This is a genomic window from Mesorhizobium sp. M7A.F.Ce.TU.012.03.2.1, assembly GCF_004006095.1.
Lineage (GTDB): Bacteria > Pseudomonadota > Alphaproteobacteria > Rhizobiales > Rhizobiaceae > Mesorhizobium.
Genome location: NZ_CP034779.1, coordinates 4,587,732 through 4,609,343, shown reverse-complemented (window position 1 = coordinate 4,609,343; position 21,612 = coordinate 4,587,732). Strand labels below are relative to the sequence as shown.

General features: G+C 63.2%; 22 protein-coding genes and 2 tRNA genes. 20 read left to right on the top strand and 4 right to left on the bottom strand.

The window, feature by feature from the left end; translation table 11 throughout:
• The first annotated feature begins 41 nt into the window (after positions 1-41).
• The 9 genes from EJ079_RS22625 (at position 42) to EJ079_RS22585 (ending at position 7,607) form a co-directional block, all read left to right on the top strand.
• On the top strand, positions 42-590 hold the full coding sequence (locus EJ079_RS22625; RefSeq protein WP_127267431.1) for a histidine phosphatase family protein: 549 nt from the start codon (positions 42-44) through the stop codon (positions 588-590).
• A gap of 229 nt (positions 591-819) precedes the next feature.
• A tRNA-OTHER gene (locus EJ079_RS22620) sits at positions 820-893 on the top strand.
• A gap of 1 nt (position 894) precedes the next feature.
• A tRNA-Asn gene (locus EJ079_RS22615) sits at positions 895-961 on the top strand.
• 356 nt (positions 962-1,317) lie between these two features.
• Positions 1,318-2,460: a slipin family protein gene (locus EJ079_RS22610; protein ID WP_164873836.1), complete on the top strand. Its 1,143-nt coding sequence runs from the start codon at positions 1,318-1,320 to the stop codon at positions 2,458-2,460.
• 232 nt (positions 2,461-2,692) lie between these two features.
• A complete protein-coding gene (locus EJ079_RS22605; protein WP_010909964.1) occupies positions 2,693-2,974 on the top strand; it encodes an acyl carrier protein in 282 nt (93 codons plus the stop codon).
• Positions 2,975-3,030: 56 nt separating this feature from the next.
• Positions 3,031-4,221 (top strand): beta-ketoacyl-ACP synthase, encoded by a 1,191-nt coding sequence (locus EJ079_RS22600; RefSeq protein ID WP_127810226.1) that lies wholly within the window; start codon positions 3,031-3,033, stop codon positions 4,219-4,221.
• Between the two features lie 51 nt (positions 4,222-4,272).
• The gene (locus tag EJ079_RS22595) at positions 4,273-5,544 is read left to right on the top strand and encodes a beta-ketoacyl-ACP synthase (RefSeq protein ID WP_027039033.1); all 1,272 of its coding nucleotides are present in this window, start codon (positions 4,273-4,275) and stop codon (positions 5,542-5,544) included.
• 37 nt (positions 5,545-5,581) lie between these two features.
• The gene (locus EJ079_RS22590; RefSeq protein WP_127398721.1) at positions 5,582-6,610 is read left to right on the top strand and encodes a zinc-binding dehydrogenase; all 1,029 of its coding nucleotides are present in this window, start codon (positions 5,582-5,584) and stop codon (positions 6,608-6,610) included.
• Between the two features lie 13 nt (positions 6,611-6,623).
• Positions 6,624-7,607, top strand: a complete 984-nt coding sequence (locus EJ079_RS22585; protein WP_164873981.1) for a lipid A biosynthesis lauroyl acyltransferase — start codon at positions 6,624-6,626, stop codon at positions 7,605-7,607.
• A 61-nt stretch (positions 7,608-7,668) separates the two neighbouring features.
• Here EJ079_RS22585 and EJ079_RS22580 read toward each other — a convergent pair whose 3' ends face one another.
• Positions 7,669-8,097 carry a L,D-transpeptidase gene (locus EJ079_RS22580; protein ID WP_023812266.1) on the bottom strand — a complete coding sequence of 143 codons (429 nt, stop codon included), beginning with the start codon at positions 8,095-8,097 and terminating at the stop codon, positions 7,669-7,671.
• A 222-nt stretch (positions 8,098-8,319) separates the two neighbouring features.
• Here EJ079_RS22580 and EJ079_RS22575 point away from each other — a divergent pair, with 222 nt between their 5' ends.
• The 5 genes from EJ079_RS22575 (at position 8,320) to EJ079_RS22555 (ending at position 14,685) form a co-directional block, all read left to right on the top strand.
• Positions 8,320-9,600 (top strand): acetylornithine deacetylase/succinyl-diaminopimelate desuccinylase family protein, encoded by a 1,281-nt coding sequence (locus EJ079_RS22575; protein WP_127810225.1) that lies wholly within the window; start codon positions 8,320-8,322, stop codon positions 9,598-9,600.
• 160 nt (positions 9,601-9,760) lie between these two features.
• Positions 9,761-11,239, top strand: coding sequence for an ABC transporter substrate-binding protein (locus tag EJ079_RS22570; RefSeq protein ID WP_127810224.1), 1,479 nt, complete (start codon positions 9,761-9,763; stop codon positions 11,237-11,239).
• Positions 11,240-11,252: 13 nt separating this feature from the next.
• Positions 11,253-12,200: an ABC transporter permease gene (locus tag EJ079_RS22565; protein ID WP_127269831.1), complete on the top strand. Its 948-nt coding sequence runs from the start codon at positions 11,253-11,255 to the stop codon at positions 12,198-12,200.
• A complete protein-coding gene (locus EJ079_RS22560) occupies positions 12,197-13,066 on the top strand; it encodes an ABC transporter permease (protein ID WP_127810223.1) in 870 nt (289 codons plus the stop codon). Before EJ079_RS22565 ends, EJ079_RS22560 begins: the two co-directional genes overlap by 4 nt.
• Positions 13,063-14,685: a dipeptide ABC transporter ATP-binding protein gene (locus tag EJ079_RS22555; RefSeq protein WP_127810222.1), complete on the top strand. Its 1,623-nt coding sequence runs from the start codon at positions 13,063-13,065 to the stop codon at positions 14,683-14,685. Before EJ079_RS22560 ends, EJ079_RS22555 begins: the two co-directional genes overlap by 4 nt.
• 20 nt (positions 14,686-14,705) lie before the next feature.
• On the opposite strand, the gene EJ079_RS22550 is transcribed toward EJ079_RS22555, so the two are convergent.
• The gene (locus EJ079_RS22550) at positions 14,706-15,137 is read right to left on the bottom strand and encodes a TerB family tellurite resistance protein (protein WP_127268808.1); all 432 of its coding nucleotides are present in this window, start codon (positions 15,135-15,137) and stop codon (positions 14,706-14,708) included.
• A 148-nt stretch (positions 15,138-15,285) separates the two neighbouring features.
• On the opposite strand from EJ079_RS22550, the gene EJ079_RS22545 reads away from it, so the two are divergent.
• From EJ079_RS22545 to EJ079_RS22530, 4 genes are all read left to right on the top strand, one after another.
• The gene (locus EJ079_RS22545; RefSeq protein WP_127810221.1) at positions 15,286-16,071 is read left to right on the top strand and encodes a TSUP family transporter; all 786 of its coding nucleotides are present in this window, start codon (positions 15,286-15,288) and stop codon (positions 16,069-16,071) included.
• A gap of 52 nt (positions 16,072-16,123) precedes the next feature.
• Entirely contained in the window at positions 16,124-16,294 is a 171-nt protein-coding gene (locus EJ079_RS22540; protein WP_127268806.1) for a hypothetical protein, read from the top strand.
• 102 nt (positions 16,295-16,396) lie between these two features.
• Positions 16,397-17,227 (top strand): AraC family transcriptional regulator, encoded by an 831-nt coding sequence (locus tag EJ079_RS22535; RefSeq protein WP_127810220.1) that lies wholly within the window; start codon positions 16,397-16,399, stop codon positions 17,225-17,227.
• Positions 17,228-17,299: 72 nt separating this feature from the next.
• Positions 17,300-17,719, top strand: a complete 420-nt coding sequence (locus EJ079_RS22530) for a VOC family protein (protein WP_127810219.1) — start codon at positions 17,300-17,302, stop codon at positions 17,717-17,719.
• 23 nt (positions 17,720-17,742) lie between these two features.
• Here the strand turns inward: EJ079_RS22530 and EJ079_RS22525 are convergent, their stop codons facing one another.
• Both EJ079_RS22525 and EJ079_RS22520 read right to left on the bottom strand, forming a co-directional pair.
• The gene (locus EJ079_RS22525; RefSeq protein ID WP_127810218.1) at positions 17,743-19,215 is read right to left on the bottom strand and encodes a cobyric acid synthase; all 1,473 of its coding nucleotides are present in this window, start codon (positions 19,213-19,215) and stop codon (positions 17,743-17,745) included.
• The gene (locus tag EJ079_RS22520) at positions 19,215-19,829 is read right to left on the bottom strand and encodes a dimethylsulfonioproprionate lyase family protein (RefSeq protein ID WP_127810217.1); all 615 of its coding nucleotides are present in this window, start codon (positions 19,827-19,829) and stop codon (positions 19,215-19,217) included. Before EJ079_RS22520 ends, EJ079_RS22525 begins: the two co-directional genes overlap by 1 nt.
• Before the next feature lie 136 nt (positions 19,830-19,965).
• On the opposite strand from EJ079_RS22520, the gene EJ079_RS22515 reads away from it, so the two are divergent.
• Positions 19,966-21,135 (top strand): isobutyryl-CoA dehydrogenase, encoded by a 1,170-nt coding sequence (locus EJ079_RS22515; RefSeq protein ID WP_127810216.1) that lies wholly within the window; start codon positions 19,966-19,968, stop codon positions 21,133-21,135.
• 43 nt (positions 21,136-21,178) lie between these two features.
• Positions 21,179-21,547, top strand: coding sequence for a four helix bundle protein (locus tag EJ079_RS22510; RefSeq protein ID WP_127271453.1), 369 nt, complete (start codon positions 21,179-21,181; stop codon positions 21,545-21,547).
• The last annotated feature ends 65 nt before the right edge of the window (positions 21,548-21,612 follow it).

The window sequence follows — 21,612 nt, the reverse complement described above, 5'->3', positions numbered from 1 at the left end:
GTCACCGGAACCCATTGCCGGGAACCGGAGAAGGATAGCGGATGATTCGATTTGCCTTGGCGTTGTTCCTGTTTCTTATTCCCGGCGTGGCCCACGCCACGGATGCAGGCTGGGCGCTGCTGCGCGATGGCGGACATGTCGTGCTGCTGCGCCATGCCATGGTCACCGGCACCACCGACCCGGCCAATTTCGACATCGACAGTTGTGCCACCCAGATGAACCTGTCGGCGCGTGGCAAGCAACAGGCGAGCAAGATCGGCGCTCTGTTTGCCGCCCGTGCGGCACCGATCGAGCGCGTGTTGTCCAGCCGCTATTGCCGCTGCCTCGACACTGCCCGCATCGCCTTCGAGGCCGAGCCGGAGCTGTTTGCTCCGCTCGATCTCCTGAAGGGCGACGAGGCGCAGAAAGCCGCGCAGATCGCGGCGATCCTGAAAGAAATCCGCGCCTATTCCGGCTCCGACAATCTGGTCATGGTTACCCATCTGGAAGACATCGTGGCGCTGACCGGCATCTCACCGCGCGAAGGCGAGGCCGTGGTCGTGGAGCCGCAGGGCGATGGCCTGCGCGTGCTCGGCCGCGTCACCTTCTGAGCGCCCTGCGCGCGATCGCTGACGTCGAAAGCGGTGTTGCCTAAATGCCACCGCCGCAAGAAGCCGCAAATCCGCCACGACAATGCCGCTTGCGACAACCCGTCGCAGGGGCTATAGGCGCGCTCCCGGTCACGAGAACCGAAGTGAGCACAACGGTTGGAGCTTTCGCCTCCGCCCGTGCAGGCGGCTTTGCCGCCCTGTATACGGCGCTGCTTTGGGGATTGGGATCGCGGATGTAGCTCAGCGGGAGAGCGCCGGATTTGGGTCCGGAGGTCGGGGGTTCAATTCCCTTCATCTGCACCACGGAAAGCTCAGTTTGGTTAGAGCATCAGATTGTTAATCTGACTGTCGAAGGTTCGATTCCTTCTCCATTGGCCTGAAAAGCCATCCGAAAAACGGTCCGGGGACTGGAATGCGAAAGACTGGACGGATGGCCCAAGCCCTCGGGCGCGGATCATCCCAAGCGTCTTTCGCCATCGGCTCGCGGCCAGGCCCGCGGTGACGATCAAGGCGCAGCGTCGCCGGCAAGGGAGGCCAAGGCCTCCGGCGCCCGCTTCACTGCCCCGCGATCCGCTCCCGAAGGCCCGCCACGGATTGATGCCACCAGTCCCCGGATCATTCGTGCCCGGGCTATGACGCAAGAGACGACGTGAAACGAGAAACGAAAGGAACGATCGACGCATGACTTGACGCCTCGCATGGGGCCATGCCCGACAGGAGTAAGACAATGACAATTCTCGACAAGGTTCTTGGGCGCGAGCGCGTCCTCGTAAAGGAAAACGAACGTGCCCTCACCCTCCACAAGGGGGAAATCAAGACTGTCCTGCTGCCGGGCGAGCACTGGCTCGCCAACCGGCGCGGCAGCCTCGAAGTGTCCCGGCACGATCTGAAGAACCCGGAATTCGTTTCGGCATACGAGAAGGCGTTGTTCGACAAGCTCCCGGATGTAGCCGCGTGTCATTTCACCGTCGTTCGCACCGGGCGCACGGATGTCGCCATCATCGAGCGTGACGGCAATCTGCACGCCGTGCTGGCGCCGGACCGCAAGCTGGTGCTGTGGACGGATGCCGGCCCGTGGAAGGTGACGCTGATCGACACAGCAGCCGATCTCGCCATCGATGCGGCGGTCATGCGCCGGCTCGGCCAGGCCCGGAAGGCGGAATTGATGGCCGTCCATCCGGTCGTCGACGGTCAGGCCGGACTGCTGTTCATCGACGGTGTTCTGGTCAGGACGCTGACGGCGGGCGTGCATGGCTTCTGGAACGTCGGACGCATGGTGCAGATCAAGGTCGTCGACCTCAAGCGCCAGTCGCTCGACGTTGCCGGGCAGGAAGTGCTGACCAAGGATCGCGTCACGATCCGCGTCAACATCGCGGCCGAATACCGGGTCGTCGATCCTGTCAAGGCGGTGAGCATGGTGAAGGACTTCTCCGAAGCCCTTTACCGCGCCCTGCAGTACGCCTTCCGCAAGACCCTTGGCGCGCTGACACTCGATCAGATCCTTGAAAAGAAGGTGACGATCGACGAGGAGGCCGCTGGCAAGGTCCGCGCCGATATGGCCGAGATCGGGGTGGAGGTCAGCGATATCGCGCTCAAGGATGTCATCCTGCCGGGCGAGATGCGCGAGATCCTCAACCAGGTGGTGTCGGCCGAAAAGCAGGCCGAGGCCAACATCATCCGTCGCCGCGAGGAGACGAACGCGACGCGTTCCCTCCTCAACACGGCCAGGGTGATGGCGGAAAACCCGGTGATGCTGCGGTTGAAGGAGCTCGAGGCTCTGGAAACCATCGCCGGCAAGGTCGAGCGGCTGACCGTCCACAACGGAACCGGCGGGCTGCTGAACGATCTGGTCAAGCTCCGCGACAGCTGATGCATGTCGCCCAAAGTGGTTCCGGTTTTGGAAAAACGACCTGCATCGAAACAAAGGCTGACGTGACGTCAACAGAAGGGCCGCCGGGTAAACCGGCGGCCCTTCTTGCGTTTCCTGGATGCCCTACCCATCTGCGCCCGGCGCATCAGGCCTTTTCCTGCCGGGAAAAACCGATTAGACAGCGCCCAAACAAGATGCGGACAGATTCCGCCCGCAACCGAAGGAAAAGCCCTTGTCCACCACGTTCGACAAAGTCGCCAAGATCATTGCCGACACCAGCGAGATCGATATCGACACGATCACGCCCGAGAGCCACACGATCGACGACCTCGGCATCGACAGCCTCGATTTCCTCGACATCGTCTTTGCCATCGACAAGGAATTCGGCATCAAGGTGCCACTGGAAAAGTGGACCCAGGAGGTCAATGACGGCAAGGCTTCGACCGACGATTACTTCGTCATGAAGAACCTGTGCGCCAAGATCGACGCGCTGGTTGCCGCCAAGACCGCCTGACATCGGTTGAGCGTTCGATCTTGACGCGCTCTGCCGCCTGACCCACAAAGCCGCACATGAGCAGCCCCCGCGACGTCGTCATATCAGGTATCGGCCTTGTCTCCTCGCTGGGGGAAGGTCCGGACGCCCATTGGCAAAAGCTCGTGCAGCCGGGGCTGGAACCGGTGCTCGAAGCGGCGCGCTTTGCACCCTATACCGTTCATCCATTGCCGGAGATCGACTGGAACCTGCAGATCGCCAAACGTGGCGATCAGCGCCAGATGGAAACCTGGCAGAGGCTCGGCACCTATGCCGCAGGCCTGGCGCTGGACGACGCCGGCATCAAGGGCAATGACGAACTCTGCACGACCATGGACATGGTCGTGGCCGCGGGCGGCGGCGAACGCGACGAGGCGGTCGATGCCGCCATTCTCGCCGCGTCGGAAAGCCGCAACGACCGCGATGTGCTGATCAACGAGAAATTGACCACCGAATTGCGGCCGACACTGTTCCTGGCGCAGCTTTCCAATCTGCTCGCCGGCAACATCTCCATCGTCCACAAGGTGACCGGCTCATCCAGAACCTTCATGGGCGAGGAAGGTGCCGGTGTCGCCGCCGTCGAGACAGCAGCCGCGCGCATCCGCTCCGGCCAGTCGACGCACATCCTGGTCGGCGGCGCCTTCCAGACCGAACATTCCGACATGCTGCTCGGCTATGAACTCGCCGGCTATCTGCATCGCGGCCCATGGAAGCCGGTCTGGCAAAGACAGGGGGCTGAGGGCGGCGGCGTCGTGACTGGATCCGGCGGTGCCTTCCTGGTGCTGGAGCAGCGCGAACACGCGATGAGCCGCGGCCGCAAGATCTATGCCGAGCTTGGGCCGGTCGTCTCCGGCCGCGCCAGGCGCCCACGGGGAGAACTCGACGCCGAGATCGCCGCACTGCTCAAGCAGGCTGCAATGCCGAACGGCAAATTGCTGGCCCTGTCGGGCGCGTCGGGCGCCCATACGGCAACCATCGCCGAGAAAGCCGCGCTCGATGCCAATCCGGCGATTGCCGCGCGCGGTTTCTCGACGCTGACCGGGCACATGAAGGAAGCACAGTTTCCCTTCGCTGTGGCACTGGCGGCGCTGGCCGTCGATCGCAAGGCCGCCTACCCTGTTTTTGATGCCGCAGCCGAGAAGCCGTTCGAAGGGGTTCCCGCAACCGTCCTTGCAACGGCGATCGGCTATCACCAATTCGAGGGCATGGCGCTCGTCAACGCCGCCTGAGGCGGTGGTCCACGATCCATGCCGCAACGATAAACGATCGAGGGCTACCGCATGGCCAATCTGAACGATCATATGGGCAGGCCGATCGTTGCCGTCACCGGCATCGGCGTGGTGACCTCGCTTGGCGTCGGCAAGGCCGATAATTGGGCGGCGCTGACCTCGGGCAAGTCGGGCATCCACCCGATTACCCGTTTTCCGGTCGATCATCTCAACACCCGCATCTCCGGCATGGTCGACTTCCTGCCGTCGAGCTCGAAGGGCTCCAGCCATCTCACCTATGAACTGGCGGAAACCGCCGCGCGTGAGGCCGTGGCCGAGTCCGGCCTCGATTCCGGTGATTTTGGTGGTCCTCTCTTCCTCGCTTCACCGCCGGTCGAACTCGACTGGCACGACCGCTTCGCGCTCTACAATTCCAATGATTTGGACTCCGGCGGCGAACGGCTGCTGCGGGTGGCGCGCGGATTGAAAGAACTCGACTTTTTCGAGACCACGCAGTTCGGCTCGATCGCCGGCCGGCTTGCCGACCGTTTCGGCACCCGCGGGCTGCCGATCACGCTGTCGACCGCCTGCGCTTCCGGCGCCACCGCCATCCAGCTCGGCGTCGAGGCGATCCGCCGCGGCGAATGCGACCGCGCGCTGTCGATCGGCGCCGACGGTTCGGCGACCGCCGAGGCGCTGATCCGCTTTTCGCTGCTGTCAGCGCTGTCGACCCACAACGACATTCCCGAAAAGGCGTCAAAACCTTTCTCCAAGGACCGCGACGGCTTTGTCCTCGCCGAGGGTTCGGGCGCGCTGGTGCTGGAATCACTGGAAACCGCACTCGCGCGCGGCGCCACGATTCTTGGCATCCTGCGCGGCTGCGGCGAAAAGGCGGACGATTTCCACCGCACCCGCTCGAAGCCGGACGCTTCGCCGGCGATCGCGGCGGTTCGTGCTGTGCTAGCCGATGCCGGCTTGAGCCAGGACGAGATCGACTACGTTAACGCCCACGGCACCTCGACGCCGGAAAACGACAAGATGGAGCATCTGTCGCTGTCGACGGTGTTCGGCGAGCGGATCGGCTCGATGCCGGTCTCGTCGAACAAATCGATGATCGGCCACACGCTGTCGGCGGCGGGCGCCGTCGAGGCGGCGTTCTCACTGATGACGATGCGCGAAAGCGTCATTCCACCGACCATCAACTATGACAATCCCGACCCCGCGATCGTGCTCGACGTGGTGCCGAACAAGAAGCGCAATGCCGAGGTCCGCACCGTGCTGTCGAACTCCTTCGGCTTCGGCGGCCAGAACACTTGCCTTGTCATGGCGCGGGAACCGGTCTAAGCGACCTTTTTCAGCCAGACCGAAACCGACAGGCCCAATGCGCGCATTGCAACTTATCGAGGACCGCCGTCTTGAAACGGTGGACCTGCCGCCTCCCCCACCGCCGGCACTTGGCGAAGTCACGCTGCGCATCAAGGCGGTGGCGCTGAACCATATCGACGTCTGGGGCTGGCGCGGCATGGCCTTCGCCAAGCGCAAGCTGCCGCTGGTCGTCGGCGCCGAAGCCTCGGGCGAGGTCGAGGCGGTAGGCTCCGGCGTTTCCAGCCTGCTGCCCGGACAATTGGTATCGATCTACGGCGCGCGCACCTGCGGCCTCTGCCGAGCCTGCCGCGAAGGCCACGACAACCTCTGTGAACATGTTTCGGGTGTGCACGGTTTCCATCTCGACGGTTTCGCGCAAGAGAAGATCAACCTGCCGGCTCGCCTGCTGGTCCCTGCCCCGCCCGGCGTGACCGACATCGGCGCGGCGGTCGCGCCCGTCACCTTCGGCACGGTCGAGCACATGCTGTTCGACAACGCCAGGCTACAGCCCGGCGAGACGATCCTTATCCATGCCGGCGGATCCGGCATCGGCTCGGCAGCCATCCAGCTGGCCAAACGGATGGGCTGCACCATCATCACCACGGTCGGCTCCAACGACAAGATCGACAAAGCCAAGGCGCTCGGCGCCGACCATGTCATCAACTACCGCGACGACCGTTTCGAGGGCGTCGTGCGCAAGCTGACCAAGAAGAAGGGCGTCGATGTCGTCTTCGAACATGTCGGCGCCGACACTTTTGCCGCCTCGATGCTGTGCCTGAAGCGTGGCGGCCGCCTGGTGACCTGCGGTTCGACTTCCGGCGTGTCGACGCAGATCAACCTCATGCAGCTGTTCCAGCAGCAATTGAAACTGCTTGGCTCGTTTGGCTGCCGCATGGAAAACATGGCCAACGCCATGCAGAAAATGGCGGCGGGACAGGTCGCACCCGTCATCGACACCGAAGTCGGCTTCGACGGTATCGACGCCGCGCTGAAGCGCATGGAAGGCCGCGACGTTTTCGGCAAGATCATCCTGCGCGTCGGCTAGAGCCTTGACCTCTGTGTTCAAGAAGTTCCGCCGGGATCTAAAATTTCGCTACGGCAGGCAACTGCGCCAGCTCAATTACTGGCTGGTGGCGCGCGCCGCAATGATGATCATCTCGGTCCTGCGCCTGCTGCCGGCCGACAGTGCGTTGAATTTCGCCGACCGCGCCGCACGCATGGTCGGCCCCCGGGTGGGACGCCATCAGGTCGCCGTCGACAATCTGCGCAAGGCCTATCCGGAAAAGGGCGAAGCCGAGATCCAGGCGATCGCCTCCGACATGTGGGGCAACATGGCCCGTCTTGCCGCGGAATACATCTTTCTCGACGCCCTCTTCGACTATGACCCTACAGCGATCAAGCCCGGCCGCATCGAGGTCAAAGGAGCGGACCACTTCCTCGAAATCGCCAGCGAAGTGAAGCCGCACATCGTCTTTACCGGCCATCTCGGCAATTTCGAACTTCTGCCGGTGGCGGCGGCGACCTTCGGCATGAACATCACGGCGCTGTTTCGCCCACCCAACAATCCTTATCTTGCCGACTACATCCTCTCGACGCGCCGCTCGACCATGGGCTCGTTGCTGCCATCGATGGCCGGTGCCTCATTCGCCTTGGCCGGGGTCCTGGAGAACGGCGGCAACATCGGCATCCTTGTCGACCAGAAATTCTCCAACGGACTGGAGACGACATTCTTCGGCCGTCCGTGCCAGAGCAATCGGGTGCTGGCCACCCTTGCCCGTCACTATGACTGCGACGTCTATCCGGCTCGCTGCATCAGGCTGCCAGGCAACCGCTTCCGGCTCGAAATCGAGGACAAGCTGACATTGCCGCGCACGGCTGACGGCAGCGTCGATGTCCACGCCACCACCCAGCGTCTCAACGATGTCGTCGAACGCTGGGTGCGAGAAGATCCCGGCCAGTGGATGTGGTTCCACAAAAGGTGGGAGATCAGCGGCGGGCGTCGAAAGCGGCCCTCGCAGGCAAAAGCGGTCCCGAACGCTTAAACAGAACTGCTGGCGAGGGTGTTAGCCCTGCGCCAGCCGACAACAGCGAACCTGAATCTCTTCAGTTGGTGACGACAATGCGCGTATTGCCGAAACCGGCTTGCCGAACCATCGCATAGAAGGCGGCGGCATTGGTCGGGTGCAAGCGCACACAGCCATGCGATGCCGGGCGCCCGAGCTGCCTCACCGCGCCGGTGCCGTGAATGGCATAGCCGCCGCGGAAGAACACCGAATGAGGCATTGGCGACATGTCGTATTTGCGCGAATACCACATCCGCGCCGTCCGTTGCGGCCGATAGCTGCCGCGCGGCGTAATGTAACCTTTGCGCGCGGTGGAGACGCTCCACCGGTAAACCGACGCGCCATATCTGACGGTCATCGTCTGCGAAGACACGTCAATATTTGCAACGAGGCTGGCTGCCCAGCCCTGCCCCGAAGCACCGAACAGCATCGCAACAAACACGGCTGCCATGAGAACTGTCTTTTTCATGCGATCAAACCCCTTTGATTGCCCCTAACCTGCCTGCCCTCAAATTGTCTCTCATCTTTTTAATGGCAGATGAACGGGCTAACACACACACCTTGACCAATTCGCCAATCCAAAGCAGCGAATTTGAACGATTTCCCGCAATAGTTGCCGCAACGACACGCCGCACAGGCTCGATCACCAACGGGCTTGCAAAACCGCCGAGATCGCTGCTCAACTCTGGGCATGAACGAGCGACTCCTCCGGGCAATCGATGACAGGCGCGACGATGTCGTCGCGCTGACCACTGAGCTGATCCGTTTTCCGACCATCAATCCACCCGGCGAGGCCTATCGGCCATGCGCCGAATATCTCGGCGCGCGGCTGAAGAAGAGTGGTTTCGAGACCGAATTCATCCGCGCCGAAGGCACGCCCGGCGACACCGACCGCTACCCGCGCGTCAATGTCGTTGCCCGTTTCGACGGAAGATCGTCAGGCGCCTGCGTCCACTTCAACTCGCATATCGACGTGGTCGAAGCCGGCGACGGCTGGACCGTCGATCCTTTTGCCGGCGTCGTCAAAGACGGCAAGGTCTATGGTCGCGGCGCCTGCGACATGAAGGGCGGACTGGCCGCCTCGATCATCGCAGCCGAAGCCTTCCTGGAAGTCTTCCCCGACTTTCCCGGCGTCATCGAAATATCCGGCACCGTCGACGAGGAGTCCGGCGGCTTCGGCGGCGTCGCCCATCTGGCCAGACTCGGCTATTTCTCAAAACCCAGGGTCGACCACGTCATCATTCCCGAGCCGCTCAACAAGGACCGCATCTGCCTCGGGCATCGCGGCGTCTGGTGGGCGGAGATCGAGACCAAGGGCGAGATCGCGCACGGCTCGATGCCGTTTCTCGGCGACAATGCGGTGCGCCACATGGGCGCCGTGCTGAGGGCTTTCGAGGACGAGCTGTTCCCTGCGCTTGACCGTAAGATGACGCGCATGCCGGTCGTGCCCGAAGGGGCAAAACGCTCGACCATGAACATCAATTCGATCCATGGCGGCCAGACCGAGGACTTCCGGCCCGGCCTGCCGTCGCCCAACGTGCCCGACTCCTGCCGGCTGACCATCGACCGTCGTTTCCTGCTGGAGGAAGATCTCGACACCGTCAAAGGCGAAGTGACCGGTATTCTCGACCGGCTAAAGCGCGAGCGGACAAAATTCGACTACGAAATCCGCGACCTGATGGAAGTGCTGCCGCTGATGACCGAGCGCGACGCCCCGGTGGTCAAAGCGGTTGCGCAAGGCATCATGGCGATCTTCGACCGCGAACCCGACTACGTCATCTCGCCCGGCACCTACGACCAGAAGCACATTGCGCGCATCGGCCATATCTATGATTGCATCGCCTATGGGCCGGGCATTCTCGACCTCGCCCACCGGCCGGACGAATGGGTCGGGATATCGGACATGGTAGAATCGGCCAAGGTGATGGCGATAGGGCTCAACGTGCTGCTGCGCGGCACAGCCGCGGGGTAAGGCGCACCGCGACAAGCTTCGACCTGCCGATGCGGTGGCCAGGACAAAACATTCCCGGCCACGCCAACGGGCAGAACGAAACGCAATTTACTCCGCGGCGAAATCACGCTTCTATCGCCCGGGTTCGAGCACGTGTCTGAAACGCATGGGGAGTCGCACGATGAAACTGTGGAAAACCATCCTGGCGGCCGCGGTGCTGTCGCTGGCCGCCGGCGCTTCCGCGTTTGCCGCGCGGACCGACCTGGTCATCGGCATTCCGCTCGAACCCCCGCATCTCGATCCGACCGCAGGTGCCGCCGCGGCAATCGACGAGGTTCTATATGCCAATGTGTTCGAGGGCCTGACACGCATCGGGCCCAATGGCGAGGTGCTGCCGGATCTGGCCGAAAGCTGGACCATTTCCGATGATGGAAAGGTCTACACCTTCAAGCTGCACACCGGCGTGAAATTCCATGACGGCACCGACTTCGATGCCGGCGACGTGAAATTCTCGCTCGATCGAGCCCGCGCCGAAAATTCGGTCAACGCGCAAAAGGGCCTATTCGCGGCCATCGATACGATAGACGTCGTCGATCCGGCGACCGTCAAAGTGACGCTGAAGAACCCGCAGGGATCCTTCCTCTACAATATGGGCTGGGGTGACGCGGTGATCGTGGCGCCGGAATCGGCAGAGACCAACAAGGAGAAACCGATCGGCACCGGCCCGTTCAAGTTCCAGAGCTGGGCCAAGGGATCGTCGATCACGCTGGTCAAATCGGACAATTACTGGGGCACGCCGGCGTCCCTCGACAAGGCCGAATTCCGCATCGTGCCCGATGCCGCGGCCTATGTGCCGGCCCTGCTTTCCGGCGACATCCAGGCTTTCCCGTTCTTCGATGCCGACAGCCTCGCGCAGGTCAAGGACGATCCGCGCTTCAAGGTGGTGATCGGCTCGACCGAGGGTGAGACCATCCTGTCGATCAACAACAAGAAGCCTCCTTTCGACAAGTTGCAGGTGAGGCAGGCGATCTCCTACGCGCTCGATCGCAAGGCGATCATCGACGGCGCCTCGGCCGGCCTCGGCCAGCCGATCGGCTCGCACATGTCGCCGGCCAGCAAGGATTATGTCGACCTCACCGGCCGCTACCAGCATGATGTCGCCAAGGCCAAGGAATTGCTGAAAGAGGCAGGCCTCGAAAACGGCTTCAAGGCGACGCTGAAACTGCCGCCGCCCGCCTATGCCCGCCTCGGTGGCGAAATCATAGCCTCACAACTTCGCGACGTCGGCATCGATCTGGAGATCATCCCGGTCGAATGGGCGCAGTGGCTGGATCAGGTGTTCACCAAGAAGGATTACGACCTGACCATCGTCTCCCACACCGAGCCCAACGACATCGATATCTATTCGCGCAAGGACTATTACTTCAACTACGACAACCCGGCCTTCGACAAGGTGATTGCCGATCTCGGCGTCACCTCCGACGAAGCCAAGCGCAAGGAATTGCTGGGGCAGGCACAGAAGATCCTGGCGGACGATGCCGTGGTCGGCTTCCTCTACGAACTGCCCAAGGTCGGCGTCTGGGACGCCAAGCTGCAAGGCCTGTGGGAAAACGCCCCGATCCAGGCCAATGATTTGACCAAGGTGAAGTGGAGCGAGTGATCCCCCACCTTCCATGACCGCCTACCTCCTAAAACGCTTCGCCGTCGCGCTCGCCACGCTGGTGCTGGCTTCCATGGTGGTGTTCGCCGTCCTGGAGATCCTGCCCGGCGATCCGGCGCGGCTAATGCTGGGCCTGAACGCCAGTGCCGATCAGGTCGAGCTGCTGCGCAACCAGATGGGCCTCAACGCCCCGCTGGCCTTGCGCTACCTGCAATGGGCCGGCGGCCTGCTCAGCCTCGATTTCGGCCGCTCCTACACCTATTCGGTGCCGGTCATCGACCTGGTGCGCGAGCGGCTTGCCGTCTCGCTGCCGCTGGCGCTGATTGCGCTTGCGCTCTCCACCATCATCGCGATTCCCGTTGGCCTGTTTTCCGCCAGCCGGCGTGGACGCGCCGGTGACACGATTTCGATGGGCGCCGCACAGCTTGGCGTCGCCGTGCCCAATTTCTGGTTCGCACTGATGCTGATCTATGTCTTCGCCGTCTGGCTGCGGCTGGTCCCGGCCGGTGGCTTTCCCGGCTGGAGTGCCGGCATCTGGCCAGCCTTGAAATCGCTGCTGCTGCCGGCGGTCGCACTTGCCTTGCCGCAAGCCGCGATCCTGGCGCGCGTTACCCGCTCGGCGCTGATCGAGGTCCTCAACGAGGACTATATCCGCACCGCCCGCGCCAAGGGCCTGCCCTATCGCGCAGTCTTGTGGCGGCATGCACTGCGCAACGCCATGATCCCGGTGTTGACCATTCTGGGCCTGCAATTCGCCTTCCTGCTTGCCGGCACCATCATCATCGAGAATGTGTTTTATCTGCCCGGCCTCGGCCGGCTGGTGTTCCAGGCCATCACGCAGCGCGATCTGATCGTGGTCGAAAGCGTCGTCATGCTGCTGGTCGCGGCCGTCATCGCCGTCAACCTCCTCGTCGACCTTTCCTATGCGGTGGTCGATCCGCGCCTGAGAAGCCGGCAATGACACTGCACATCGACATCCCAGAGGAGACGTTCGGCAGCATCCTGGGCAAGGCATTCAGGAATACCGCCTTCGTGGCCGGTTTCGTCATTACCCTCATGATCCTGGCAATGGCTGTAGTCTCATATGCCTGGACGCCCTACGACGTCACCAAACTGGTGATATCGGACAAGACGCAGGCACCCTCGCTGGCGCACTGGTTCGGCACCGACCATTTCGGCCGCGACATTCTGTCGATGGTCATGGTCGGCGCCCGCAATTCGATTGCCGTGGCGCTGGTCGCGGTCGGCATCGGCATGGGGGTCGGCGTGCCGCTCGGCGCCTTTGCGGCGGCACGCGGCGGCCTCGTCGACGAGGCACTGATGCGGCTGAACGACCTCGTCTTCGCCTTCCCGGCTTTGCTGTCGGCGATCATGATCACCGCCATCTTCGGGCCGGGCGCGATCAACGCCATCATCGCCATCGGCATCTTCAACATCCCGGTCTTTGCCCGTGTCGCCCGGGCCGGCGCGCTGGCGATCTGGCCGCGCGAGTTCATTCTCGCCGCACGCGCCGCCGGCAAGAGCAGCGCGCAAATCACAATCGAACATGTGCTGCCCAACATCGCCACGCTGCTCCTGGTGCAAGGCACCATCCAGTTCGCGCTGGGCATCCTGGCCGAGGCCGGGCTTTCCTATCTGGGCCTGGGCACGCAACCGCCAATGCCGAGCTGGGGCCGCATGCTGTTCGACGCGCAGACCCGCATGGTGGTGGCGCCATGGATGGCGATCTTTCCGGGCATGGCCATCGTTGTCGCCGTGCTGGGGCTGAACCTCCTGGGCGACGGCATCGCCGACATCCTCGATCCGAAATCGCGGCGGCAGCGATGAGCCTGCTCGACATCGAGAACCTGTCGCTGACCATCGGTGACACGCAGATCCTTAAAAGTATGGAGCTTTCCGTCGCGCCCGGCGAGGTGATGGGCCTGGTCGGCGAATCCGGTTCGGGCAAGTCGATGACTGCGCTGACGGTGATGCAGCTTCTGCCCCATGCCGCGCGGGCCACCGGACGCGTCACATTCGACGGCATCGACATCCTCACGGCGAGCGAGGATCAAATGTGCGCGCTGCGCGGCGACGACATCGGCATGGTCTTCCAGGAGCCGATGACGGCGCTCAATCCGGTCAAGACCATCGGCGAACAGGTTGCCGAAGGCATACGCTGGCACACCAAGGCCAGCCGCGCCGAGGCCGAAGACCGGGCGCGAAAAATGCTCGACCGCGTCGGCTTGCCCTCGGCGAAATTCCCTATGTCGCGCTATCCTCATGAACTGTCCGGCGGCCAGCGCCAGCGCGTCGTCATCGCCATCGCCTGCGCGCTGAAGCCGAAGCTGCTGGTCGCCGACGAGCCGACGACGGCGCTCGACGTGGTGCTGCAGGCGCAGATCCTCGACCTCTTGCGCGACCTCGTCGCCGAGAGCCGCATGGGCCTGCTCCTGATCTCGCACGACCTCGCCGTGGTGACCGAGATGGCGGACCGCATCACTATCCTGCGCCGCGGCGAGGTTATGGAAGCCGGCGACACTGCGCGCACGCTGTCCGAACAGCTCCATCCCTACACGCGCCAGCTGGCGCAGGCCTCGATGCATGTGCCGGCGCGCGCCAGGCTGCATGACATCGAGACGAGCCGACCTTTGCTTCAGGTCGAAAGCGTGACACGCGACTATCCCGGACGGCGCACCTCATTGTTCAAACGCGCGCCTGGCATCCGCGCCGTCGACGATGTCTCGCTGTCGATGGCGCCGGGTCAGTCAGTGGCGCTGGTCGGCAGATCCGGCTGCGGCAAGTCAACCCTCGCCCGCATGATCCTGGCGCTGGATCGGCCAAGCTCGGGTACGATCCGGTTTCGCGGCGAGACCGTCACCGGCAAGAGCGAAGCCGAGCTGAAGCCGGCTCGCCGTGACATGCAGGTCGTTTTCCAGGATCCCTACGGATCCTTCGACCCGCGTCAGAAGGTCGAAAAACTGGTCGCCGAACCCCTGCATGTGCTGGAGAAGAAGCCGACGCGCACCGAGCGCCGCGAAATGGTGGCGCATGCGCTGCACGAAGTCGGCCTCGGCATCAGCGACATGGACAAATACCCGCATGAATTTTCCGGCGGCCAGCGCCAGCGCCTGTCGATCGCCCGCGCCATCATCACCCGCCCCAAGCTGGTCGTCGCCGACGAGCCGGTCTCGGCGCTCGACGTCTCGATCCGCGCCCAGATCCTTGATTTGTTCGCCGAGCTCAACCAGAAGCTCGGCATCGCCTATCTCTTCATCACCCATGACCTGACCGTCGCCCGCGCCATTACGGACGAGGTGCTGGTCATGCATGACGGCAAGATCGTCGAGCGCGGCAAGACGAACGCGGTGCTCGACCACCCGCAATCCGAGGCGGCCAAGGCGCTTGTCACCGCCGCCCCTGATTTGCACCGGGCGATCGCGACGCGGCTGCGAGAGCAAGGCTGATCAGGAGAGAAGGCGTCCAATCACTCCTGCGGCTTCACCACATCGACCGGGCTGATGTCGAGCAGGTCGAGCGTGCGGCGCAGAAGGCGCATCTCGCTCTCGGCAAGTTGCGAATCCGCCTTGGCGATCTCCGCCATATGTTTGGCCAATTGCCGGCGCCGCTCGACATCGAGGTCGCGGAACAGTGCAATCGCCTGCGAGCCGTTGGTCTCGTAGCCGAACTCGTTGAGATATTCGATGACGCTGTCGATACTGCTTTCCGCAATGCCGAAGGCGTCCTTGCAGATGCGCCGGAAGACAACCATCTCGCTCTCGCTGACAGACCCGTCGGCCAGGATCATGCGAAACAACATCAGCAGTTCCGCCGACAGGACCGGATCGTCCGCCACCTTGCGCACACCCGGGTCGCCGTCGAATATCTGACGTATCTGGTCCAGCAATGCGAATGCCATCAGGAGCCTCTTTCCGGGTTAACCACACAAATATAAATCCAAGCGCGATGCGCTTGGATAGAGGTAGCGCGGAATCGACCTTGCGCAAACAGGGCGGCCGTGGTCGAACGCCCGATATTTCAGCCGGCCGGACACCGCCATAAATCAGATGATCGACCTTAGCATCCAGACCGTCGCCATGCTCGCCTTCGCCGCCTTTGCCGCGGGCTTTGTCGATTCGATCGCCGGCGGCGGCGGGCTGATCACCGTGCCGGCGCTGCTGCTTGCCGGCTTCACGCCGGTCCAGGCGCTCGCCACCAACAAACTGCAAGGCATGTTCGGCTCGGGCTCGGCGACCATCCACTACGCATCGAAGGGTCATGTGGACCTCCGCCGGCAATTGCCGTCGGCGCTTCTGGCCCTTGTCGGAAGCGCCATCGGCGCCTTGCTGGCGACGATCGTGCCGGGTGTCATTCTGCGGGCTGCCCTGCCCATCGTGCTGATCGCCATCGCGCTCTACTTCGCGTTCAAGCCCAACATGAACGACATCGATCGCGCCGAGCGGCTGTCGCCCTTCCTATTCGGACTGATCCTGGTACCCGCGATCGGCTTCTACGATGGCCTGTTTGGACCGGGCGCAGGCTCCTTCTACATGCTGGCCTTCGTGGCGCTTGCCGGCTATGGCGTGCTCAAGGCGACGGCGCATACCAAGCTGCTCAACTTCGCCTCCAACATCGGCGGCTTCATCGTCTTCGCGGCCTTCGGCGTCGTCTACTGGAAGATCGGCCTGATGATGGGCGTTGCCCAGTTCATCGGCGCCCGCGTCGGCGCCAGCCTGGCCATGCGCATCGGCGCGAAACTGATCAAGCCGCTGCTGGTGATCGTGTGCCTGGCGCTTGCTGTGAAGCTGCTGGCCGACCCGGCGAACCCGCTGCGCGCCCTGATTGGTGTGTGATCACGCGCCCTGATAGAATGCCGCTGTTCGAATCATGTAGGAGGAGCCACACATGAATCTTAGCGCACCTACGCAGATCGTTTTTATCATTTCCGTTGTTATCGCCATCATCGGCGCACTCGCCGCGCTTGGCGTTCTTGCGTTCATTCCACTCGCATCGGTGTGGATTGTTCTTATTGCTTTCATCGTGCTTGCCGGCGGCTGCTTGATGCGCGGCGCCTGACCATTTCCCTTGAAGTGGGGACGAGGAGCGCCCGGCCAAAAGCCGGGCGCTTTTGATTCCGGCCCCGGGTCTGCTAGATTTGACGTGGCGCAAGGATGGCCGATGCCAGTCGAGATGCAACCCCAGCAAGAGCAGGACCGGTCCGTCGCCGGGCGGTTCGAGATGCGCCGGCGCCTGCCCGATCCTCGACTTCAGGGCATTGTGTCGGACATTTGCGGCTATCGCGAAATGACGCCCGGCCATATGCGCAACGTCGAATACGCGTCCCTCACCGTGCCGCTGGTCATCAACTTCGCTGAACCCTTCGCTATCGGCCTCGGCAAGGCGCCCGGCGACAATGACCGCTTCGCCAGTTTCGCCGCCGGCCTCTTTGCCGGACCGGTGGTGATCGAATCCTTCGGCGGCGCCTGCTGCGTCCAGGTCAACTTCACGCCGCTTGGCGCACGCCGTTTCTTCCGCCTGCCGATGAGCGAACTGGCCGACAGCATGGTCGTCCTCGACGACGTGCTTGGCGCGCAAGGCTTGGCGCTGCGTGAAAAGCTTGGCAACGCGCCGGACTGGACGACGCGTTTCGACATGGCCGAAGCCTTCGTCACCGCCCGTCTCGAGAATGCCGCCGAGACGCCGCTTGAAATCGCCTGGGCCTATGACCGCATCATCGCATCCGGCGGCCGGACCCGCATTGGATCGATCGCCGAAAGGCTGGGCTGGAGCCGCAAGCATCTCGCCGGCAGTTTTTCCAACGCCATCGGCATCGGCCCCAAGACGCTGTCGCGCATCGTCCGCTTCAACCGGGCGCTCGGCCTGTCGAGACAACCGACCGTCGACTGGGCCGGCATCGCCGCCGATTGCGGCTATGCCGACCAGGCGCATCTGGTGCGCGAGTTTCGCGACCTCGCCGGCGAAACGCCGACCGCGCTCTCTGTCAGGTAACATTTCTTCAAGACCCTGGAACGGCCTTCGAGCAGGGTGGCTTATCGAGCAACCCAAGCGAAGGAGGTTCCCATGCCAACCACCACTGAAGCGCCCCGCATCTACCCCGCTTTGCGCTACAAGAACGCGGCAAGAATGATCGACTGGCTGGGCGAGGCTTTCGGCTTCAGCGTCCGTGCCCGCTATGGCGAAGGCGATGTCGTACACCATGCCGAACTGGTCTTCGGCTCCTCGCTGATCATGCTGGGCTCGGTGCGCGACGACGACTACGGCAAGATGGTCGGCGAACCCGGCTCAGGCGGCGGCAAGTCGATCTACATTGCCGTCGACGATGCCGATGCCGCCTATGCCAAGGCCAGGAACGCCGGCGCCACGATCATCCAGGAATTGACCAACCGCGACTATGGCAGCCGCGAGTTCATCTGCCGCGACCCGGAAGGCAACGTCTGGTCCTTCGGCACCTACTGGCCGAAGGCGGGCGAAAAGGCCTGAGCCAACCTCGGGCGCTCTGCGAATTACCGAGCCAGCGCAAAGATCGCGTCGCAGTCGAGATGGGTCTCCAGCTCGGCTGCGACCTCGTCCAGCGCCCGCTCGACCTCGGCCCGGTAGTCGATGCCGCCGCCTTTGATGCCGAGGCTTTCGAGGAATCTCCCGCGAAAGCCGTCGGCGCCAAACAGGCCGTGCATATAGGTGCCGATCACCTTGCCGTCGGCCGACACCGCCCCGTCCTCGACACCATTGATGACAGCGGAAGGCCGCAGCGTATCCGGTCCGATGGTGCGGCCGAGGTGGATTTCGTAGCCTTCGAGCGGCAAGTCGAACGGCACCGAACGGGCGCTGACGTTGCGCACCGTCTTTTCCGGTTCCATCACCGTTTCGACGTCGAGCAGGCCGAGCCCTTCGGCTTCGATGACGCTGCCTTCGATGCCGTCAGGGTCGCGCACTGTGCGGCCGAGCATCTGGAAGCCGCCGCAGATACCAACGACATGGCCGCCGCGCTTGCGATGGGCCAGCAAGTCGCGATCCCAGCCGTTCTCGCGGAATTTCAGCAGATCGCCGATTGTCGACTTGGAGCCCGGAAGGACCACCAGCCCGGCATCGGCCGGCAGAGGCTTTCCCGGCGGCACGAACACCACCTCGACCTGCGGTTCGGCCTTGAGCGGGTCGAGATCGTCGAAATTGGCGATGCGGCCAAGCATCGGCACCGCCACCTTCAGCGCGCGTGCCTCGCCGGACGCCAACCGCTCCAGCACCACCGAATCCTCCGAAGGCAGGCGCGCCGCCGCCTTCAGCCACGGCACCACGCCGAAACATCGCCAACCCGTGAATGTCTCGATCGACTTCAGCCCATCGTCGAACAGCGAAATGTCGCCGCGGAACTTGTTGATGAGATAGCCGACGATCATGCGCCGGTCCTCCTCCGGCAGGATCAGATGCGTGCCGGCGACCGAAGCGATGACGCCGCCGCGATCGATGTCGCCGACCAGCACCACCGGCACGTCGGCGCGCGTGGCAAAGCCCATATTGGCGATGTCGCGGCTGCGCAGGTTGATCTCGGCCGGCGAACCCGCGCCCTCGACGATGACGAGATCGGCGCCCTCGCCGACCTTGCCCCAGGAGTCCAGAACGGCGTCCATCAACTGGCCCTTCATCGCCTGGTAATCACGCGCCCGCGCTTCTCCGAACATTTTGCCCTGCACGATGACCTGTGCGCCGACATCGGTCTGCGGCTTCAGCAGCACCGGGTTCATGTGGACCGAGGGTGCCACGCCGCAAGCGATCGCCTGCAGCCATTGCGCGCGGCCGATCTCGCCGCCGCCAGCTTTGTCGTCGGGAATATCGGCAACGGCGGCGTTGTTCGACATGTTCTGCGGCTTGAACGGCCGCACCTTCAACCCACGCTTCTTTGCCGCGCGGCAGAGGCCGGCGACCAGCACCGTCTTGCCGACGTCGGAACCCGTGCCTTGCAGCATGATCGCTCTGGCCATCAGTCCCTGCCCTGCGCCAAGGTTCCGGTGATATCGGATTTCTGCGCCAGCGGCCCGCCGCGCCAGATGTACAGCGCCAGCAATGGGTCTTGGCCGGTGCGCATGGCGTGATTGACGTTGGACGCGTGGTGGACGACCTCGCCGGCCGTGCGCATGCAAAAGCCGCTCTCGCCCATGCGCCATTCGGTACCGCCGGTCAGCGGAATGTAGATTTCCTCGGCAATGTGATGGTGGTCGGGATAGACGATATCAGGCCCAAGGATCAGCACGCCGGCGGCGACAGCGTCATTGACGAAGTGGCCTCGGGTGCCGAACACTTCCAGCCAGCCGTATTTATCGATGAACTCTTTTCCGAAATCCGCCTCGCTGTAGGTCTGCCCCCAGCGGAGATCGTTGCGCCGTTCAGCAAGCAGTTGCACCAGCGGCTTGGCATCCGACGGCGCCAACTCTGCGGCGCGATCAAGATGACGCAGGCAGTTGAGCGGATGCGGCTCCAGCGTGCGAGCCGGCATGTCCCAGCCAATGCGCGCCACGGCATCGCGCACCAAGGCGTGATCCACGGAGGAAAGGTATGCGCGGAACCGGCCCAGCAGTTCATCGAATTTTGTCGTCACATCTTGCTCCGGGCATGCATTGGTGCACAGCCGCTCCGCAGAGCGTCGGGTTGCGCGGCGGCATCATTGGTCTAGATTGGTGCGCGCGCAAAGCCAAAAACGACAGGCCAACAGGTCGAAGATTAGGGAGCACGCCATGGACGCCGCGGTCGATGCGAGCACCAGCCAGTTCGAACTTAACGAGGAGCAGCGCGCCATCCAGGAGATGGCGCAGGCCTTCGCCGCAGACCGTGTCGCGCCAAATGCGCTCGACTGGGACCGTAACAAGCATTTCCCGGCCGATGTGATCCGCGAGACCGGCCCGCTCGGCCTTGGCGGCATCTATATCAGGGACGATGTCGGTGGCTCGGCACTTGGCCGGCTCGACGCCGTGCTGATTTTCGAGGCGCTGTCGCACGCAGATCCGGCTTTTTCGTCGTTCATCTCCATCCACAATATGGTGGCGTCGATGATCGACCGTTTCGGCAATGACGAGCAGCGCCAGCGCTTCCTGCCGAAGCTCACCTCGATGGAATGGCTGGCCAGCTACTGCCTGACCGAGCCAGGCTCCGGCTCCGATGCCGCGGCGCTGAAAACGCGCGCGGTCAAGAGCGGCGGCGACTATGTCCTCAACGGCACCAAACAGTTCATCTCCGGCGCCGGCGACAGCGATGTCTATGCCGTCATGGTGCGCACCGGCGCGGACGGCCCGAAAGGCATTTCCACCATCGTCGTGCCCAGAGATGCGCCAGGCCTTTCCTTCGGCGCCAACGAGCACAAGATGGGCTGGCATATGCAGTCGACCCGCCAGGTCATCTTCGAGGATTGCAAGGTGCCGGCGGAGAACCTTTTGTCCGGCGAAGGTGCGGGTTTCGGCATCGCCATGGCCGGGCTCGACGGCGGCCGTCTGAACATCGCCGCTTGTTCGCTGGGCGGCGCGCAGTCGGCGCTCGACAAGGCGCTTTCCTACACCGCCGAGCGCAAGGCCTTCGGCTCGAAGATCAACCAGTTCCAGGCGCTGCAGTTCAGGCTGGCCGACATGGAGACCGAACTGCAGGCGGCGCGTATTTTCCTCTATGCCGCCGCCGCGAAGCTCGACCGCAAGGCGCCGGACGCCGGCAAATGGTCGGCGATGGCCAAGCGCCTCGTCACCGATACCGGCTTCAATGTCGCCAACGACGCACTGCAGCTGCTCGGCGGCTATGGCTACCTGCACGACTACGGCATCGAGAAGCTGGTGCGGGACCTGCGCGTGCACCAGATCCTCGAAGGCACCAACGAGATCATGCGCGTCATCATCGCGCGAGCATTAATTGGAAGGCAGTAGGCAGTAGGCAGTAGGCAGTAGGCAGTAGGCAGTAGGCAGTGAGATGACCGGCAAGATCAATTCCTACAAGGATCTTATCGTGTGGCAGCAGGGGATGGATCTGGCTGTCGCCACCTATTCTTTGACCAAGGCATGGCCAAAAGAGGAATTGTATGGGTTGACCAGCCAAATCCGCCGTTCAGCAACCTCTATTCCTGCAAACATCGCCGAAGGTTATGGCCGAGACAACAGAGGTTCCTATCAGCAATTTCTGAGGATTGCCCAAGGCTCGCTGAAGGAATTCGAGACACACCTCCAGATCGCTGAACGCATTGGCCTTGCCACGCATGATCAAGCTAGTCAGTTGCTGACATCCACGGAGGGCATCGGCAAAATGCTTCGCCAGCTTATTTTCAAACTTGCACCCGAATAGACCCCTACTGCCTACTGCCTACTGCCTACTGCCTACTGCCTACTGTTAGCCCAAATCACGGAGCA

Coding starts and splice junctions, on each gene's coding strand:
- EJ079_RS22550 (WP_127268808.1), bottom strand. CDS start 15,137: ATGGCATTCGCATTGCTGGACCAGATACGTCAGATATTCGACGGCGAC.
- EJ079_RS22560 (WP_127810223.1), top strand. CDS start 12,197: ATGACACTGCACATCGACATCCCAGAGGAGACGTTCGGCAGCATCCTG.
- EJ079_RS22580 (WP_023812266.1), bottom strand. CDS start 8,097: ATGAAAAAGACAGTTCTCATGGCAGCCGTGTTTGTTGCGATGCTGTTC.
- EJ079_RS22595 (WP_027039033.1), top strand. CDS start 4,273: ATGGCCAATCTGAACGATCATATGGGCAGGCCGATCGTTGCCGTCACC.
- EJ079_RS22590 (WP_127398721.1), top strand. CDS start 5,582: ATGCGCGCATTGCAACTTATCGAGGACCGCCGTCTTGAAACGGTGGAC.
- EJ079_RS22525 (WP_127810218.1), bottom strand. CDS start 19,215: ATGGCCAGAGCGATCATGCTGCAAGGCACGGGTTCCGACGTCGGCAAG.
- EJ079_RS22600 (WP_127810226.1), top strand. CDS start 3,031: ATGAGCAGCCCCCGCGACGTCGTCATATCAGGTATCGGCCTTGTCTCC.
- EJ079_RS22540 (WP_127268806.1), top strand. CDS start 16,124: ATGAATCTTAGCGCACCTACGCAGATCGTTTTTATCATTTCCGTTGTT.
- EJ079_RS22555 (WP_127810222.1), top strand. CDS start 13,063: ATGAGCCTGCTCGACATCGAGAACCTGTCGCTGACCATCGGTGACACG.
- EJ079_RS22535 (WP_127810220.1), top strand. CDS start 16,397: ATGCCAGTCGAGATGCAACCCCAGCAAGAGCAGGACCGGTCCGTCGCC.
- EJ079_RS22545 (WP_127810221.1), top strand. CDS start 15,286: ATGATCGACCTTAGCATCCAGACCGTCGCCATGCTCGCCTTCGCCGCC.
- EJ079_RS22565 (WP_127269831.1), top strand. CDS start 11,253: ATGACCGCCTACCTCCTAAAACGCTTCGCCGTCGCGCTCGCCACGCTG.
- EJ079_RS22530 (WP_127810219.1), top strand. CDS start 17,300: ATGCCAACCACCACTGAAGCGCCCCGCATCTACCCCGCTTTGCGCTAC.
- EJ079_RS22570 (WP_127810224.1), top strand. CDS start 9,761: ATGAAACTGTGGAAAACCATCCTGGCGGCCGCGGTGCTGTCGCTGGCC.
- EJ079_RS22625 (WP_127267431.1), top strand. CDS start 42: ATGATTCGATTTGCCTTGGCGTTGTTCCTGTTTCTTATTCCCGGCGTG.
- EJ079_RS22515 (WP_127810216.1), top strand. CDS start 19,966: ATGGACGCCGCGGTCGATGCGAGCACCAGCCAGTTCGAACTTAACGAG.
- EJ079_RS22575 (WP_127810225.1), top strand. CDS start 8,320: ATGAACGAGCGACTCCTCCGGGCAATCGATGACAGGCGCGACGATGTC.
- EJ079_RS22610 (WP_164873836.1), top strand. CDS start 1,318: ATGACAATTCTCGACAAGGTTCTTGGGCGCGAGCGCGTCCTCGTAAAG.
- EJ079_RS22510 (WP_127271453.1), top strand. CDS start 21,179: ATGACCGGCAAGATCAATTCCTACAAGGATCTTATCGTGTGGCAGCAG.